The 16,850-nt window shown below is 39.2% G+C and carries 17 protein-coding genes; 6 read left to right on the top strand and 11 right to left on the bottom strand.

What is annotated here, in order from left to right; all coding sequences use genetic code 11:
* Nucleotides 1-216 precede the first annotated feature (216 nt).
* A complete protein-coding gene (locus FWJ32_RS08970; protein WP_162523579.1) occupies nt 217-828 on the top strand; it encodes a DedA family protein in 612 nt (203 codons plus the stop codon).
* On the top strand, nt 829-1,836 hold the full coding sequence (locus FWJ32_RS08965) for a GNAT family N-acetyltransferase (protein WP_149545620.1): 1,008 nt from the start codon (nt 829-831) through the stop codon (nt 1,834-1,836).
* Here FWJ32_RS08965 and FWJ32_RS08960 read toward each other — a convergent pair.
* The 5 genes from FWJ32_RS08960 to FWJ32_RS08940 form a co-directional block, all read right to left on the bottom strand.
* Complete coding sequence (locus FWJ32_RS08960) at nt 1,814-3,241, bottom strand: PIG-L deacetylase family protein (RefSeq protein WP_149545619.1); 1,428 nt, start codon at nt 3,239-3,241, stop codon at nt 1,814-1,816. The two genes, FWJ32_RS08965 and FWJ32_RS08960, sit on opposite strands and share 23 nt — an antisense overlap.
* 101 nt (nt 3,242-3,342) lie before the next feature.
* Entirely contained in the window at nt 3,343-4,425 is a 1,083-nt protein-coding gene (locus FWJ32_RS08955) for an ABC transporter permease (protein ID WP_149545618.1), read from the bottom strand.
* Nucleotides 4,426-4,436: 11 nt separating this feature from the next.
* Nucleotides 4,437-5,585, bottom strand: coding sequence for an ABC transporter permease (locus FWJ32_RS08950; protein ID WP_149545617.1), 1,149 nt, complete (start codon nt 5,583-5,585; stop codon nt 4,437-4,439).
* A gap of 11 nt (nt 5,586-5,596) precedes the next feature.
* A complete protein-coding gene (locus FWJ32_RS08945; RefSeq protein WP_149545616.1) occupies nt 5,597-6,532 on the bottom strand; it encodes an ABC transporter ATP-binding protein in 936 nt (311 codons plus the stop codon).
* Nucleotides 6,533-6,645: 113 nt separating this feature from the next.
* Nucleotides 6,646-6,840 (bottom strand): response regulator transcription factor, encoded by a 195-nt coding sequence (locus tag FWJ32_RS08940; protein WP_238988843.1) that lies wholly within the window; start codon nt 6,838-6,840, stop codon nt 6,646-6,648.
* A 362-nt stretch (nt 6,841-7,202) separates the two neighbouring features.
* On the opposite strand from FWJ32_RS08940, the gene FWJ32_RS13335 reads away from it, so the two are divergent.
* The 4 genes from FWJ32_RS13335 (at nt 7,203) to FWJ32_RS08925 (ending at nt 8,762) form a co-directional block, all read left to right on the top strand.
* Entirely contained in the window at nt 7,203-7,343 is a 141-nt protein-coding gene (locus FWJ32_RS13335; RefSeq protein ID WP_162523578.1) for a hypothetical protein, read from the top strand.
* A gap of 418 nt (nt 7,344-7,761) precedes the next feature.
* On the top strand, nt 7,762-8,112 hold the full coding sequence (locus tag FWJ32_RS13885; RefSeq protein WP_149545682.1) for an RNA-guided endonuclease TnpB family protein: 351 nt from the start codon (nt 7,762-7,764) through the stop codon (nt 8,110-8,112).
* 67 nt (nt 8,113-8,179) lie between these two features.
* On the top strand, nt 8,180-8,377 hold the full coding sequence (locus FWJ32_RS08930; protein WP_149545615.1) for a hypothetical protein: 198 nt from the start codon (nt 8,180-8,182) through the stop codon (nt 8,375-8,377).
* A 49-nt stretch (nt 8,378-8,426) separates the two neighbouring features.
* The gene (locus tag FWJ32_RS08925) at nt 8,427-8,762 is read left to right on the top strand and encodes a hypothetical protein (protein ID WP_149545614.1); all 336 of its coding nucleotides are present in this window, start codon (nt 8,427-8,429) and stop codon (nt 8,760-8,762) included.
* Nucleotides 8,763-9,242: 480 nt separating this feature from the next.
* Here FWJ32_RS08925 and FWJ32_RS08920 read toward each other — a convergent pair whose 3' ends face one another.
* From FWJ32_RS08920 to FWJ32_RS08895, 6 genes are read right to left on the bottom strand one after another with little or no spacing between them, the layout of a single operon-like run.
* Entirely contained in the window at nt 9,243-10,580 is a 1,338-nt protein-coding gene (locus FWJ32_RS08920) for an FAD-dependent oxidoreductase (protein WP_149545613.1), read from the bottom strand.
* A gap of 9 nt (nt 10,581-10,589) precedes the next feature.
* Nucleotides 10,590-11,126, bottom strand: coding sequence for a hypothetical protein (locus tag FWJ32_RS08915; RefSeq protein WP_149545612.1), 537 nt, complete (start codon nt 11,124-11,126; stop codon nt 10,590-10,592).
* A 1-nt stretch (nt 11,127) separates the two neighbouring features.
* A complete protein-coding gene (locus FWJ32_RS08910; protein ID WP_149545611.1) occupies nt 11,128-13,275 on the bottom strand; it encodes a hydantoinase/oxoprolinase family protein in 2,148 nt (715 codons plus the stop codon).
* A 17-nt stretch (nt 13,276-13,292) separates the two neighbouring features.
* Nucleotides 13,293-14,594, bottom strand: coding sequence for a C4-dicarboxylate ABC transporter (locus tag FWJ32_RS08905; RefSeq protein ID WP_149545610.1), 1,302 nt, complete (start codon nt 14,592-14,594; stop codon nt 13,293-13,295).
* Nucleotides 14,595-14,606: 12 nt separating this feature from the next.
* Complete coding sequence (locus tag FWJ32_RS08900; RefSeq protein ID WP_238988842.1) at nt 14,607-15,293, bottom strand: beta/alpha barrel domain-containing protein; 687 nt, start codon at nt 15,291-15,293, stop codon at nt 14,607-14,609.
* A gap of 3 nt (nt 15,294-15,296) precedes the next feature.
* Nucleotides 15,297-16,436, bottom strand: a complete 1,140-nt coding sequence (locus FWJ32_RS08895; RefSeq protein WP_149545608.1) for an ROK family transcriptional regulator — start codon at nt 16,434-16,436, stop codon at nt 15,297-15,299.
* Nucleotides 16,437-16,850: the final 414 nt, after the last annotated feature.

Raw genomic sequence — 16,850 nt, 5'->3', positions numbered from 1 at the left:
TATGATCCCTTTGAGAGGTGGCAAATATAGTAGATTTACCCGTCATGTGCGATGGATAAGCCTACCTGAGGTATGTATGCCAAGTGGGGATGTACAATGCGAGATTGAGCTGCGGAGCTGTAGGGCATAAAAGCAAGTTATTTCAGGCACATAATGTTGCTATTATTTGTAAAAAGATTTATTATACATGTATTGATGATGTTACTGGTGATATATATGGGAAGCATTTGGAGTTATGTTTACGAGTTATTGATAAAATACAGTTATATTGGACTTTATTTAGGCCTGGCCGTAGAGGGTACAGGTATGCCGGGGCCTGTGGAGCTGTTTTTCTTGGCTGCGGCATATTTCATACACATCCACAGGATGTCTATGATATACACTGTCATCACAGCCACACTTGGCAACCTTTCAGGTAATTTATTGGCTTATCTTGCTGGATATTATGGAGGGAGGCCTGTAGTGGAAAAACTCAACAGGTATTTGCATATCAAGGATGAGGATTTTGAGAAACTGCAGGGTTGGTTTAATAAATATGGTGGGATTACGAATATGATAAGCCGATGGATAGGGATAACAAGGACTCCGGCTATATGGGCAGCGGGAATTATGAGGATCAATATTCTTTCATATACTGTATTCTCGCTTATAGGTGACCTTGTATGGGTAATCTTCTGGACACTGCTATGTGTTTATGCCTACATAAACATCAATTGGCTTTTAAACCTGCCTGCCGAATATAAGCTTGCTGCAGTGGCCCTGATATCTGTAATTATATATTTTGCATGGAGGGTATTCTTCAAGAACTTGAGAAGGGAAGACGTTTAATTGCTGGTCACTGATATCTTGGAAATAAAAGATATATGGGAAGAGATAGAATCTCAGGATGCTATAACACCCTTTTCGACCTGGTCATGGGGCTATAACTGGCTGAGATACTGGAATAAGGCTCCGCACGTCTATATAAATGAGTTTGGCATAGCTCCCTTTATATTATACAGAGGCAAATTAAGATTTATAGGTTTTAATAACAGTGATTATCAGGGTTTTTTAATAGTAAAGGGTAAAGAAAGGGAATTTTATGCGGCCCTGTCAGAAGAGCTGCTTAAAGAAGGGGTTCACATGGTTGACCTTGAAAATGTACCGGAGTATCTGTCTGAATTTCAAATTAATGGGTTTGAGAAGAAGATTTTGGACCAGGATATCTGCCCGTACATAAACCTGCCTGAAGATATAGACCATTACATGGCTGTGATTAATAAGCGTTTCAGAAAAAATATTGAATACTACTGGAGAAGGCTTAACAGGGACCATAACGTCACATATGACGTTGTAAACAGTGAGGAAGATATAGAGCCAGCAATGCTAAGAATGATTGAGTTTCATCAGAAAAGATGGAATAAAAAACTTTTGCCCGGTGCTTTCTACAGTCAAAGGATTATACAGTTTCACCTGCATGTGGCAAAAGATTTTTTTAAAAAGGGATATCTTGACCTTCACCGCCTTATGATTGATGGAGATGTGGCGGCTGTACTCTATTGTTTTCATAAGGGCAGGTCCACTTACTACTATATTGGTGGCTTTAATGAGGCATACAGGAATATGAGCGTAGGCAATCTGCTGATCTGGCTTGCTATAGGGACATCTATTGAGAGAGGGGATGTTGTATTTGACTTTTTGAGAGGTGGCGAGCTGTACAAGGGCAATTTTTGCAACATGGAAAAAATGAACAAGAGGGTTATATTGTATAGAGGCGGCATAGGAAGGATACAGGCAGGCATTATAGAAAAAGAAAACAGTCTGGTGATGGCCATCAAGGACCGTATTGAGGCATGACCATCCTCCAGGCTGTTTTGTCTATTCTCTTCTCTATAAAATATGTTTCAGCATTTAAAAATATCTTTGTGGGAGAGCCTATTTTATTTGCTGGTACTGTAAACCATATCCTGTTTTTATAGTGACCTGCACTTATGTTTCCGACGTCTATGCTATCTTTTGAGTCCATTATTTCCTCAGCCTTAAAGTCCTTGATATTTATCCTCAACCTTCCCATCTTACCATCTTTATAAAGTATGAGTGCGTTCAGGAAATAGGAAGTATCCTTATTGGCATTGCCCCTCATCTGAAGAGCAAAATAGTAGTTATTTCCATCAGAGGCCAGGCCTACTGCACTTATGTCATCGCTACCTTCAATCCTTAAAAGAGGATTATCGTTTACCCCCGACTGAATAACGGCATAAGGAAGAGGGCCTCTCTGGGTAAAATTGGGTTTAATATCCTTACCAACCAAGTAATATCTATCGTCATATGTCCCAAAGAGTTCATTCTTTCTTATAAAGCTATCAAGAAAGCCGGCCATTACCTTGTACTGGGATTTATATTTAAGCATAGCCTTATGTTTTATCCTGACTGTTGCATTGTCAAGTGGATTTATATGCCACTTTGTGCCGCTTGTTTCCAGGGAAAGTGGTGGATAAAGTCCGGTTTCAGGAACATATAGCAAAGGGACAGGCCACTGGTAGTGATGTACCAAAAAAGAATACAGTGTCGCTTTACAGTTAGATTTCTCTACGGCAAGCCTGACAAAGTTGCTTGTGGCCCAGTGGTCAGGGTGCATATCATCAGGGTCTGGGTAAAATATGTCTGTAGGGTCATAGTCCTTTATTATCTGAGTTAAATTTGCCAGTACATTTTCACCTGCATATCCTGTGTGTTTAACATAACTGTTGGAGTAAGGTGAATAGGCATAGCCGTTAGCAGCGTTTCGAGGTTTTGAACTTTCCCAGTTGGCCCACCATAAATAGGACAGAGTGCCGTCACCATACCCGAGAAAAATAACATCTTTTGGAGATAATCCAAGCTCTTTTAATGCCTCTATGGATTCGTTCTGCCTCATTTTACCAAGTTTTATATAATCAGACGATACTGGGTTCTGGACTTTAAGGTTTTCTATTACAGCCTTTCTAAATCCATCGCCATTGGTCATTATAACAACTTTTATTTTTTTGCCCTGTTTTAACCAGTTGTATATTCCTCCTCCCATGCCTATAGTTTCATCATCAGGGTGAGGGACTACAATAAGAATCCTGTTCCCTGGCTTTACAGGCTCTTTTGAAATATTATCAGAGTTTGTCCTCATAAAAGAATAATCTACTGCTGAAAAGGCATAGGTTGTTATTCCCAAGATATAGGTTAACAGTATAAATAAGATCATGAAAAGATATGTATGTCTTTTCTTCATTATTTAGCACCCGCTAAGATTTTGATATTACGTACTTTATTTTATACCATTTATAGATTTTATTCAATTAGCTGGAAAATTGTTTATGCTTTTTAATCTACCTATTTTAAGGCTCTCATCCCTGCACCCATGGTAATGAGTCCGATAATGACAAGTATAGAGACGGGCTTTATAAGCATATTAAAAGAGAAATTACTTAGAAGCAGTTTTTTCATGCCATCTATGGCCCAATACTGCGGCATAATGGCTGCTATATTCTGCAGATAGCTTGGCATTATCTCAACAGGCCAGAAAATGCCGCTGAGCATGGATGTCGGGAATATGACTAAAGGGCCTATAGCCTGGAGCTGTCCGTATGTCTTGACAGACCCTGTTAACATGAGCCCTATACCAGTCATGGCGAACATCAAGGCAAGGACGACGATAGCAAGCCCTAAAAAAGAATTCCCCCATGAGGTTTTGAACAGAATAATGCTTAAAGAGATAAGAAGGCCTATCTGAATAAACCCCTCCAGTATTATACCTGTGAGGTAGCCTGATATTATTTCATATTTTTTGATGGGCGAGGACATCAACCTTCCCCATGTTCCCCTTCTTTTTTCTAAAAGGACCTCACCGGCTGAATATGTGGTGGAGAACATGGCAACTATGATTATTATTTCAAAGTTTGTAAGGGTGGAGTTGTCAGCTTCCTTGTCAAGTCTCTCCTCATAGACGTTAAATACCGGGGCTATTTCAGCATACTGCGATATATGGAATGAGTTTTTTAGCCTCTCGTTTCTTAAAAAACTTGATATCCTGTTAACCAGCAGGTAAACTTCAGGGCTTTTGCTCTGGGCTATAAGTTCTATGGCGGGCTTATCGTCCATGATGCTGTTGCTAAAACCAGCTTTTATGTTTATCCCGGACAGTGCTTTGCCATTCTTTATCTCCTCTTCTATTTGGTGCGGTGGCTTTATCTCAAAGGAAAAGTTGCTGTCGCTGGACAGGTAATCTATCAGTGCCCGGGATGTTGGACTATTGTCACTATCGGCAATCAATACCTTAGATGTTGTGCCTGTCCCGCTAAATCCATAGCCGATGATGAATATCAGGATTATGGGTAGAGCTATTGTAAGGAACAGGTTCATAGGGTCTTTGTAACTTATAACCAAATGTTTCCATACCATAGCCAGTATCTTCATCTCAGCTCACCTCACAGTTTTAAGAATTTCAGGCCGGTGGCCATATATGCTGCGCCCATAATGATGAGTACAATGGATGGCATAAAGACGGTGTGCAGATTTCCACCGGACATGAGCGATGTGTAGCCTTCAATAGCCCAGCGGTTTATGGTGATGCGGCTTAATATGTCCATAAAATTGTTCATTGTAAATATGGGAAACATGCTGCCGCCAACAAGAGACATGACCTGTACGAGTATGGAGGCCAGCCTGTCGGCTGCCGAGGCAGTGCGAGCTATGGAGGATATCAAAATGGCCAGCCCTGACGTTGCAAATATTACAGAAAGAGAAAGTATAAAGATGCCTGCAGGTGAGTTACCCCATCGTATGCCAAAGAGTATCCGGCTGAGCGTCATCAGTATAAAGAGCTGTACGGTGCCGGTGAAAAATACACCGAGGGTCTTGCCCAGAATGTATTCTGCACGGGTGATATTAAGGCTTATCATCCTCGCCAGTGTAGACTCCTCCCTCTCTATCAGTATTGCCTTGGAACCTCTCATACCGATAAAGAGGATAAACATGACTATCATACCAACGCTGTAGTATTCCGTGGCAGAGAGTTGTATTTTACCTGAAGAGAGAATCCTCATTGGTATTTCTGGGGATTTGTAATACAGTTCACTTGAGGGGATGACATTAAACTGGGAATTTTGTGCTGATGTCATGACAATAGAGACAGACTCCTGGAACTGATCTAAGATTTCCTTTACTATACCAGCCCGAAGTTTTGACGATGTGCCGCTTATCATAACTATTTGTGGGCTCCTGCCCTCATAAATATCTTTACTGAAATTTTCAGGTATAACTATGGAAGCTGGATATGAGCCTGATTCTGTTTTATCCCTTGCAGATCTCTCGTCGAGCGGTACCAGGGTTATCATATTCCTGATGGATTCGGATTGAAATACCTCTCTTACCAATATATCCGAGAAAAAGCCATGGTCTTTATCTACCAGTGCCACCTCAAATTTGGGTATGGAAGCATTACCTTCAAATACTGGGTTCAAGGACAGGCCGAGGATTAATATGAGTATGAGAGGCATGGCAATAGTGAGGAGCAGTGCGGTGCGATCCCTCAAAAAGGCAATAGTGTCCTTTACGGCTATAAAGACGATGCGCATGTTAATTCCCCCTAATCCCTTAAGGCCCGGCCTGTGAGTTTTAAGAATACAGTCTCCAAGTTTGGTTTTAGCATGTCCACAGACCTTATATCATGGCCTGCCCTGGTGAATGCCAGTATAATGCTGGACAAAGCCTCTTTGCTATGTGCCACGGAGATGACTGTCGTGTTACCATCTGCATATGAATTTTCGATTGATTGCAGATGCTTTAAGAAACTCAGGTCAGAAACAGGCTCTTCTGTCTTGATGTATATGGTATCGAGACTGCCGGCCAGGCCATGTAGTTCTTCCACTGTCCCGCTTGCAATAACTTTTCCCCTGTCCATTATAGCTACACTATCGCATATCTCTTCAATTTCCTCCATATAGTGACTGGTATATATAACCGTTGTATTGCTGCCTTTAAAAGATTTGATTCTTTCAAGTATAAAATTTCTGGACTGCGGGTCAATCCCGACAGTTGGTTCATCCATGATTAGTATTTGAGGACTATGCATGAGTGCGACAGCAATATTAAGCCGTCTTTTCATACCTCCAGAATAGCCCTCAACCCTTTCATTTGCCCTGTCCTTTAGGCCGCTCAACTCAAGCACATCATCTATCTGTCCTTTAAGTTTTTTGCCGCCAAGTCCATACATTCTGCCCCAGAAAAGGAGGTTTTCCCTTGCTGTGAGTGTAGGATACAGTGCTATATCCTGGGGTACCAATCCCAGCATTCCTCTTATTTTTTGGGCATCCTTTTGCACTGAAAGGCCGGCTATCTCTACATCTCCATCATCTTGGACAATAAGAGTAGAAATGATATTTATTAATGTAGATTTGCCAGCACCATTAGGCCCTAAAAGACCGAAAATGCTTCCCCTTTCAATGGCAAGTGATACCCCGTCTAAGGCTTTTACACTGCCGTATCTCTTTGACACATTCAATACATTTATTATGGGTTCCATTGATACGCCACCTCCATTTTTCTATAATACCAGGGCTGTAGATAAAGTGAAAGTGAAAGAGGTCATGATTTTGACCTGCATGTGCAGGTATAAATATGACTTTAGTCATATTATCAGATATGATTCCTGATGGCAAAGACTGCGATTTGGGTCCTGTCCTTGAGGTCAAGTTTTGACAGGATGCTGGAAATATGGTTTTTTACTGTACCTTCAGATATGTACAGCCTTTTGGCGATGTCCCTGTTAGAAAGCCCCTCTGCTATAAGCCCTGCTATGTCCATCTCCCTTTCAGTCAATGGCAGGGACAAATATTTTATATCGGGCTATATCCTGGTTAATAAAGAGCAAAAGGAAAAGTGCTACTGAGACTGCGATGTGGCTCTTTTCTACAGTGTCAAGTATTAACAAAAGGATTAAGGAATAGAAAACGTAGTAAAAGAGAGAATTTAACCTCTGATAGTTTCTGCTCATAATCATCACCATTTTCACATTAGCATTTAATGAGAATAATATCAACACGCTTTTTAATTGTTTTTTATAAATTCCCTTACTTTGCCGTGCTAAATATGGTCTATTACTATTTTTCAATAAATATATTAAAATTATAACCTGATGCACTAAGCCGCAATGATTAAAATATTATAAAACAAGCTATAGAGTTGGTGAGGCATTGAGTATATTAAAGAAGATGAGGGACAGCCTTGAACAGTTCTGTGATGTCCTTTCATACAATGTCAATCTTGATGAGTGGCTGGCCGCAGAGGATGCAGTCAGAAAGTATATCGAGTCTCAAAAAGAAGGACCTATATAACTACTTCCTGGCAAGGCGCATCCAATACTACAAGGAAACCGGACAAACCTTAGGTTATACCAGATGTTCTGAAGAATTAACCATTCTCAAACGGAGCAAGGATTATCTCTGATTGAATGAAGTAGACAAATTTACCCTGCAGAATACCCTGAGAGACCTGGACACCGCTTTTGTAAACTTCTACCGTGAGCGGCGAAAAAGGAATAATAAGCAGGGATATCCGAAGTTTAAGAAGAAACATAGCTCAAAGTAATCCTACCGGGGCCAACTTCACCAACAACAACATTGAAATAGACATGGATAACTGTCGGTTCAAACTGCCGAAGCTTGGCTGGGTAAGTTTCTGAAAAGATAAAAAACAGACCGCTTTTCCATTTAAAATAGTCAATGCCACCATAAGACACGCCTCAAGCGGCAAATACTTTGTTTCTGCGTTGTGCCTGACCGAAGTAGAAGAACTCCCGGAAGTAAAAAACATGTTAGCTGCGACATGGGATTGAAGCAATTTATGATTCCCTCGGAAGGAGACCCTGTTGAGAACCCCCAATACTTCCGTAAACCGGAAAGGCAACTAGCGAAAGCTCAACGAAAATTATCCCATATGAAGAAAGGTTCCAAGAACTACATCAAACAGAAAGTCAAGGTAGCCAGACTTCATGAGAAAGTCTCCAATCAACGTAAAGATTTTCTCCACAAAGAGTCAACCAAACTGATAAGAGAAAACCAAATTATCTGCCTGGAAGACTTGCAGCATAAAAGTTTTAAATGAACCGTAAGAACTACGGGGATAGCCTGTGGAGGCTGTGTAAGACCTGCCTTTGGGTAGGTAATGGCTGATGAACGAAGAAAGCGGGCTTGTATTTGGCGGGTCTACACTTACCGCTTCCGATGTGGCCGTGGCAGGAGGCCTGGCCGCAATGGGTAATCCTGAAAAAGTAAAAGGACTGGATAAAGACCTGGTTGAGAGAGCTTTAAGTAAAATAAAAGAGATGGTTGAAGACAACATAGATAAAAATAAAGACGACGGCCGGTGACATACCTCTCATACTGGTAGGTGGGGGCAGCGTATTACTGCCGGAGACATTGAAAGGATGCAGCGAGGTAATAAGGCCTCAGCACTATGAGGTTGCCAACGCCATAGGTGTTACCATAGCGCAGGTCGGTGCAGAGATAGATAGGATATTCTCTTTGGATGGCATGAGCAGGGCCGAGGCATTGAGGCAGGCTGAAGAGATGGCTATAGAGGAATGTGTAAAAGCAGGCGCTCAAAGAGATAGTAGAAAGAGAGGACATACCGCTGGCGTATCTACCCGGCAATGCCACCAGGATAAAAATAAAAGCCGCTGGAAATCTTGCAGGTTAGTTTTCGAATTGTTATTGTCCTGTCCAATGCTTTGTCCATGCTGGAAGACTCCATAATAGGACGAGCCTTGAGGATAAACTAAAGTTCATAGGATATGAGGAACAGGCTGGATAAATTCCGGCCTGTTTTTGTTCCTTATGGGGTGGTACCAGCACATGCCAATCTGCCCATTTATTTTAGTTCAGCATTGCTTTACAATGGCAATATATTATCCAGACATTGACACTTTGAATCTGTAAACCTTCATAAAATAGGCATTCTTATTTTAAAAAACAATTTTGCCACCACCCCTGTTTCTATATTTTAAAATCTTCAAGATGCTGGTCTCGATTTCATGCGATTTCTAAACCCTTAGAGTGGTCTTTTGAGTAAGTAAATGCCAAAGTTGGTAGAAAAACTTTCACATTCTTACCTTCTCCATTTTTTAATGATTTTTATCCAATGTTTAGCTATATACAATTATATCCAAGCATAAAGCAAACCCCACTTCTTATGCACATAAAAAGCGGGGTTTGTCGTCAATCTGAGAGTATATATTATAAATATGCCCCTTGTTCTATTAATACATTTCTTAATAATTTAACATCTATGTCGTATGGAGGTTTATTACTTTTTTTAGAAAGCGCTGCTGCTGTCCCTGCGGCCTGGCCTGTGGCCATGGCTATGGGTGAAACCCTTATAGCTGCATTAGCCTCGTGAGTTGACGATATACACCTGCCGCATATCAGGAGATTATCCACTCTCTTGCTATATAAGGCACGGTATGGAATATCATAGTCTGTACCCTCTTTAAGATACATATAAACCATTTCACCGCCTACTGGAGAATGTATATCAATAGGATAACTCCCTTTAGCGATACAGTCATCGAAACGCCTGTTGTTAATTAAATCTTCTGCAGTTAGAATGTATTCTCCAATAATTTTCCTGGTCTCCCTGACGCCAATCTGTACACCGGTTGATAATAGCACTGTATCTTTAAAACCAGGTAAATTCATTTTCATAAAGTTAAACAACTTCATTACTTGCTGTCTGCCTTCTATCTCGGCTTTTGTAAGTTCAAATACGTCAGTACCTTTTAATCTTTGAACCCTTGTTGTATTGATAATAAATTCTCCTGGATTATTGGTTTCAAAGAAAAGTATTGTATCTCTTTCAAACTGAATGTCGCCGCTCTTTTTACCTTCTTCCAATATTGTTTTGAAGCCGTTTACTGATAACCTTTTTGCCTTCAAGACCTCCTCTGGTGCAATCATTCTAAACTCTTCAGGATTTTTCAACATATATTCTTTTATATCACTAGTATTGACATTCCCCACTTTAAACATCATTGTCATAGGCTGTGTCAGGTTATCATAAGGACGGCCCATAAGAAAATCTACACCACTTCTCACTGCCAAGTCGGCGTCTCCAGTAGCATCGACATAAATATTACCCGATATTTCCATTGTCCCTGACTTGTTGGTGACAAATATACTTTCTATGTGGGGTCCATACATTTTCACTCCTTGCAGGAAACTATGAAATAAATTATTAACACCACTATCTACAGTCATTTTTACCAAAACATATTTCATTATCTCCTGGTCAAATGGTGTTATTGTTCTTACAAAACCCGTAGTATCAATGACATGGCCTGGACTTCCCCCCAGCTTTACAAGTTCATCTACCACCTTCTGTGGAAGACCCTTTATAACCTGTCTGTTTCCTGCATGAAATGTCATCATTGGCCCAACACCCATATTAGTAAGAGAGCCACCTAAAAATCCATACTGTTCGATCAGAAGGGTTTTTGCCCCATTTAGAGCGGCTGCTATAGCTGCTATGCTTCCAGATACTCCACCTCCAACAACCACAACATCGTATCTTTCCATAATCTCACCTCAATTAATATCCAAAAATCTTTTTGTAAAAGCATGTGCAGCGATTTCATTCAATGCCTTTATTTTGCGTTTTACTTTAAAAAGTCCAAAGGCAACTTCTATCTTTTTGAGTTCTGCAGTAAGCCCTATATCATTTATTTCCAAATGATGGTAATACTCATGACATATAAAAACATTGCGAAGTTTCTCAAAATCTCTCCATTCTTTATATTTTTCAGGTATCGCGGGAATAAATTCTTCATTTATACAGCGCCGATAGATATAGATGGTATTTTTAACTGCTGCATATTCACTGAAAATAAGATATTCATTATTAAATATTGTATCATCAATGATTACAGATAGATTATTTTTCGTTATATGATAATTTATATCTGGATTAATTTCCTTTATTCTTAAAGCCGTCCTATCTCCTCTGTCCCAGGCAAAGCTAGTATATTTATCTATATTAACATCCTTTAACCGTTCATATAAAACATCATTTTGAAGTTCACTTTCTATAATCTCATTTTTCTTTAGAAATATTGTAGGTATCAATTTAATTCCCTCGTTTGCTAATTAATATTATAATTTTTTCATTTTCCGCAAGACCATTTACTTCAGCATTTGCCAAAGTAACTATCTGATTCTTATCAATAAGCCCTGATAGGTCTACCATTCTGTGTGGCAATATAAGGTAGCAATCCGGTATCTCAGCACCGCCGTCGCCAAAAAATATATTTTCATCAAGGGCTCTATTCAGCTCATTGTCAAACTGTGCTTTTACTGTGCTATAAATGATACCGCTGTTTCTTTGAAGTCTTATAACCCCTTCGGCATCTATTATCCGGACAAGCTTCAATTCTTTTGAAAATAGTCCCAGGAACCCTCTTTGTTTTATTACACCCTGTGCAACATAAAAAAACTCGGTACTGTCTAAAATCTTTATATTAGCTTTATCAATTTTCATTGATTGAGCGGCAATTTCTATAAGCTCATCCTTCTTTAAAATTCTGCTGCCCATATCCTTGGAACGCAATTCAGTTGCCCCTGTAGCAATGGCTCTTAAAATATTTTTCTGGGCATCAATCTCAACAAATACCTCAATAGTATCTTCGAGGGCTCCGGCCCTCATAATTACTTCTTTTGCTTCTTTCCTTATTTTAATAATATCTTTATCTGTAGGGTTGGGAATGGTTCTTTCAACGACTTCCCTTACCATGGCCATGGCTACACCTATTGTAGATATAACCTCTGCATTTTTGGCTATTTTCCACGACATCCCCATAACTTCAGCGAGGTATGGAACTATGGATGTACTGCCGCCACCTCCCCCTATGAGTGTGGTATTATCTTTATCCAGATTATAGTCTTGTATCAACTGTTCAACTACCTTTCTATCTTTTTCACAGGCTTTATTCATTATACGTTTGGCCACATCTTCTACTGTCATATTCAGTTTTTTAGCTACAGGCTCCATGGCCTTTATGGCAGCCTCCCTGTTGCCAAAAGCGTAGTCACCAGGTTTAACATAACCAAGGACGTTGGCAGCACAGGTAGTAGTTAATGCAAACATTTTTCCATTTTTACTTTTTATTGCTATATAATCCGACGGGTCGCCTGGCATAGGCTGTATAAATTTTAACTCAGGGTCAATGATATCATCTGGATTGGCAAATACAGCATAGGGTAGGCCTGCTATATGGGCACTCCTTGGGCCTACGTCTTCTATATCATTGTTTCCAATGCGTACCATGCTGCCTCCGGCTATACCTACTGTCCTTACGTCAAGAGAATTAAGGTATGTCTTGTTACCACCAATCTCCGCATATTCTACCATAACCCTTCCGTTTTTTATCACAGAGATATCGGTGCTGGTTCCGCCTACCTCCAGAAATATACCATCAGATACCCTCTCATACATCAGTGCCCCTGCAACACCAGCAGCTGGTCCGGACAGCAACGTGAGTATGGGTCTTTTCCTCACTTCATTTATATCCATTACCCCGCCGTCGCATCTCATAATCATTAATGGAGCTTTTATCCCTGCTTTTTTCACGCTCTCTTCCGTCATATTTGCTGTTTCCATCATCTTGGGCAAGATGCATGCATTTATAGCTGCAGTTCTTGTCCTTATCTTCAATCCATAGAGTTTTGTTATTTCATGGGTGGCTGTGGCAGGTATACCCATGTCATCAGCCACCTCCATAATTAATTTTTCTATTGAAGGATCATCAACACTGAAGGCCTGGGCTGCCACAATTGCCCCACATCCTTCACCCCGTAGTTCCTCTACATTTTCCACTATACTTTCTTCAGATAAATCTTTAGTATCTATATATCTGTTAAACGTCTTCAGTATCTTACCCGGAGCCAGTTCTATATCTCCTATATTTGTGTCCCCTCTGCTCTTTAATCCCTCAAGTCCTGTCCCGACAGTGATAATACCTACAGGTACAACATCACCTTCCAGAAGGGCATTGGTAGCCTGGGTAGTTCCATGGGCTATGAATAGAACATCTTCGGGGTTAATGTTATATTTCCGTATAATGCCAAGCAGTACTTCTACTATTCCCCTGGCAACCCCTTCTTCTGCACTGTGGGTTGTTGGGACCTTTAAAGTACCAATAAGTTCATAGGTTTCATTGTCTATTGCAACTGCATCAGTAAAAGTTCCTCCAACGTCTATGCCAATTCTTACCTTCATTAACATTCCTCCTGTTTTTAAAAGAACAAAATTGAAGCTGTGATAATTCCTGCAAAAGCTAAAGCCCAAATATATGGAAGCAGTTTCATTAAAAGCTTATTTACATCTATACCAGCATAATTAGCAAGCCATACATTATGGGTATTGGTTGGATCTCCAATTGCCTGCACTCTCTCTGTTGAAAGAAGGGCTCCCATAACTGCTGTTGGTGGTAAAATATTGAGGCTTATCAAAAGCCCTGCTATACCACTACCTAAACCCCAGAGATTTAAAGGTCCTCTATATAGTGCCAATGGAGCTAATATGCCGAAAAAGAGTACATATGCAACCGGCGTAGTGGGTATTATGCTCTTTAAAACGGGTTCTAGTGACTTCGAGACCATCGGGTGCATAACCGCATTTAAGAGCATACCAATGCCTATCATCAATAAAACTGCCGGAGCTGCATCAGCTATGCCGTCATATGCCGTCTTTGTAAGTGTACTTATTGCATTCTTTATCGACTTCTGTGTAGTAATTAGGCTGTATACAATCCCAATCATGAATGAAGGTATTATAGGCCATTTTAAAATAAGGACAAAAAGTATAGGCACTATAGGTGTCAGTAAAGAAAATACATTAACCTTTTGACTTTCATTAACCTTTTGACTTTGCTTCAGATTGTTCTGTGCCCATGTAAATCTTATACCTTCTTTTCTAAACTCAATTATAGCAAATAACAAAGCATCTATTGCCGTGAGCGCCATCAATATAAGGGCAAAATTTCTCACCTGGTCCAGGGAAACTCCTGTTGCTGTAATATAAAATGACCAGTTGCTCATGTTAATTTCAAGACCTATACCCATACCGAATAAAAACATTGATACTGCAACAATAGGTGGAACACCAACCGAGAGAAGTATCGGGACAGCAATGCTTCCTATCATAATGACTGCTCCTAGTCCGCTAATAGTGGTAAATAATATAGCAATAGCTGCTGTTATGCATATTGTAATAAAGAAAGGTCTATCGCCGCCCAGCTCTGCAGCGGTCTTAACTATTGATTTTGAAATCCCAGTCTGATTCATTATTTGACCTAGCCATGCACCAAACATTACAGCCACATAGGCCGACGCTAACCTTAAAGATCCTCCTTCAATTATGCCTGCTAACAAACCAGTGTCGGCTTTAGTTTCTGGATTTACTAGCTTTAACGGAATGCCCGCTATGATAGCTATACCTATTGCAAGAGCTGGAAGTGCAATTAGTGTGGGTATTTTTCTTGTAACCATCAAAGCAGCTATTATCAAGAATAATATTAATATTAAAATTGCCTGCATTTACATTACCTCCTATAAACTATTTATAGCATCCTTAAATGCCCTAGTTGTTTTTTCCATACTATCGACTGTATTTCCAGTAACAATAACACCTATCATTATTCCCTTTACTCCTATGTCATACATGTATTTCACCTCCTCGGGAATAATAATCCTTTGAGTTGGTACTACAACAGGCTTGTTTACATTATTAATAATTCTTTTGTACTTCATCAGCTCTGACACATGTATCCTTTTCCCAGGTTCATCAGTAATGACATCTGCTTCTATTATATCTGCATTTATATCATTTAAAGCCTTTATGTGTTCAATATCATAGTCCTCAGTTATCGCAATCATTTTATCCATTTTTGATTCCAGCATATAGATAGGCATATGATGGGCAAACATAGATATAAAGCTAAATCCCATATCTTCAGCCTCTGCCACTTCATCCTGCGTCATACAGGTGATATCTGTGCCTGGTACAATTCCTACTGGCAACCCTGATTTTAACAGCTCCTTATAAAAATTTTTTTGTTCTTCAAAATTCCCAAAGGTCTTTCCACTGGCCTTATGATAAACGTTTGCATGAACCTTAAGAGCATCTGCCCCTCCCTTCAAAGCTGCCTGTGCAAGCTCTATATTGCTTTCTGGCAAACTAACAATTAATGTCATTTTGTTTTTAGTTAGCATATCTAATAAATACAATCTAAGCACCTCCTAAGCATAAATGATACTCTTTATAACCCTCCTGGCCACCTGTTTCATTACTTCGCTTTGTTCAACATCACACCTCCTTACGATAATATTCTTTAATGAGGTCTGTATCTTGGATATCAGTCCTGGTAAACTTATAATTTCGCCATCCAATACAACACTATCAATATTAAACATCATTTTTATATTAGAAATTGATGCGCATAGATAGCTTGATATCTCTTCTACGAGTCTCTTCATTGATTCTTTATGCAGATACTTTTCTATATTAAATATATTGATATTTGAAAAATCATTATTAACATTGATATTATCATTTTTTTCCTCAAACATAATTATTAAAGCTTTTTTTATAACCGCTCTGGTGGAGACCAGGGTCTTTAGACAGCCCCTATGCCCCTCTTCACACTTAGGTCCGTTTAAATCAATAATCATATGCTCTATATTAACTGGATATTTAAAAATATCACAATTTAATACAATTGAAGCATTGATATACTCACCGATATTTATATAAGCAAGGTTTTGAACCCCGTCAATTTGTGTAGCTTCAATAAGAGCCTTCATATCTCTTTCACTTTCTTCAATTACATCTATGCCCAATTCAAAGGAAATAGCTTGAGATAATCGGACTCTTTCACTGGAAATTGAAGTGTCTAGTATTCCGCGTGGGTTCAATGACTCAATATCTTCACCAAGACATATTCCAAGACCATATATCCTTTTATTACTCGAAGTATATTTCGACTCAATCTCTCTAAAATACTTTACTATTATTTCCTGTAAATTTGGGACATCAAAATAGCTGAATTCTTTTTCATAACTTTCTATCACTTTAAAATCAAGGTCATACAGGTTGGTATTAATTCTTTCTCCTGTTACGTGGACTACCATTATATAACCACATTCTGGTTTTATCTTTAATAAAATTGGCTTTCTCCCACCAGAGGATATGCCTAAATCAAATTCCTCTAATATGCCTTCATCTAATAATTCCTCAACAAGGTCTGAAACAGCAGTAGGACTTAATCCTATTTGTTCTGACAATTCTGCTCTTGATATACCTTTGCTATTAAATATAGCGTTTATAATAGCCTGCTTATTTTTTTCTTTTAGTTGTTTTAAACTGTTTTTCTGTTTCATTGTTTTCACCACTTATTCATAAGTTCGTAAAAAGTGCTCACAAAAAACAACTTTTAGAATATAATAAGGAACAAATCTATTAACTTCATCATATCTTTTTACTTACTTCTTAATAAGGTATTCTATATTTATTTACAAAATCCTTCTTATCATATAAAAAAATTTTTCATATCATGCGATACTGTTTCAATTTAAGTCATCAACAGGTCAGGTATTAACCTGGTCTGTTTTTATGGACTTCAGCCTGTTGGGCTCGAGTAACATGCAAAACAATAAACCACCTGCTATGCGGGTGGTGTCAAAAAAGTTATACAAAAAGTCACCTTTCCGTTAAAATAGAGTTGTTCAAGCTACTAAATTAACGAAAGGAAAAGTGATTTTGATGGCTAATAAAGAAAACAGCTTAGTACACAC

It is taken from the genome of Calorimonas adulescens (genome assembly GCF_008274215.1).
In the GTDB taxonomy this organism is placed as follows: Bacteria; Bacillota; Thermoanaerobacteria; order Thermoanaerobacterales; family UBA4877; genus Calorimonas; species Calorimonas adulescens.
This window is presented reverse-complemented; position numbering and strand designations above follow the sequence as displayed.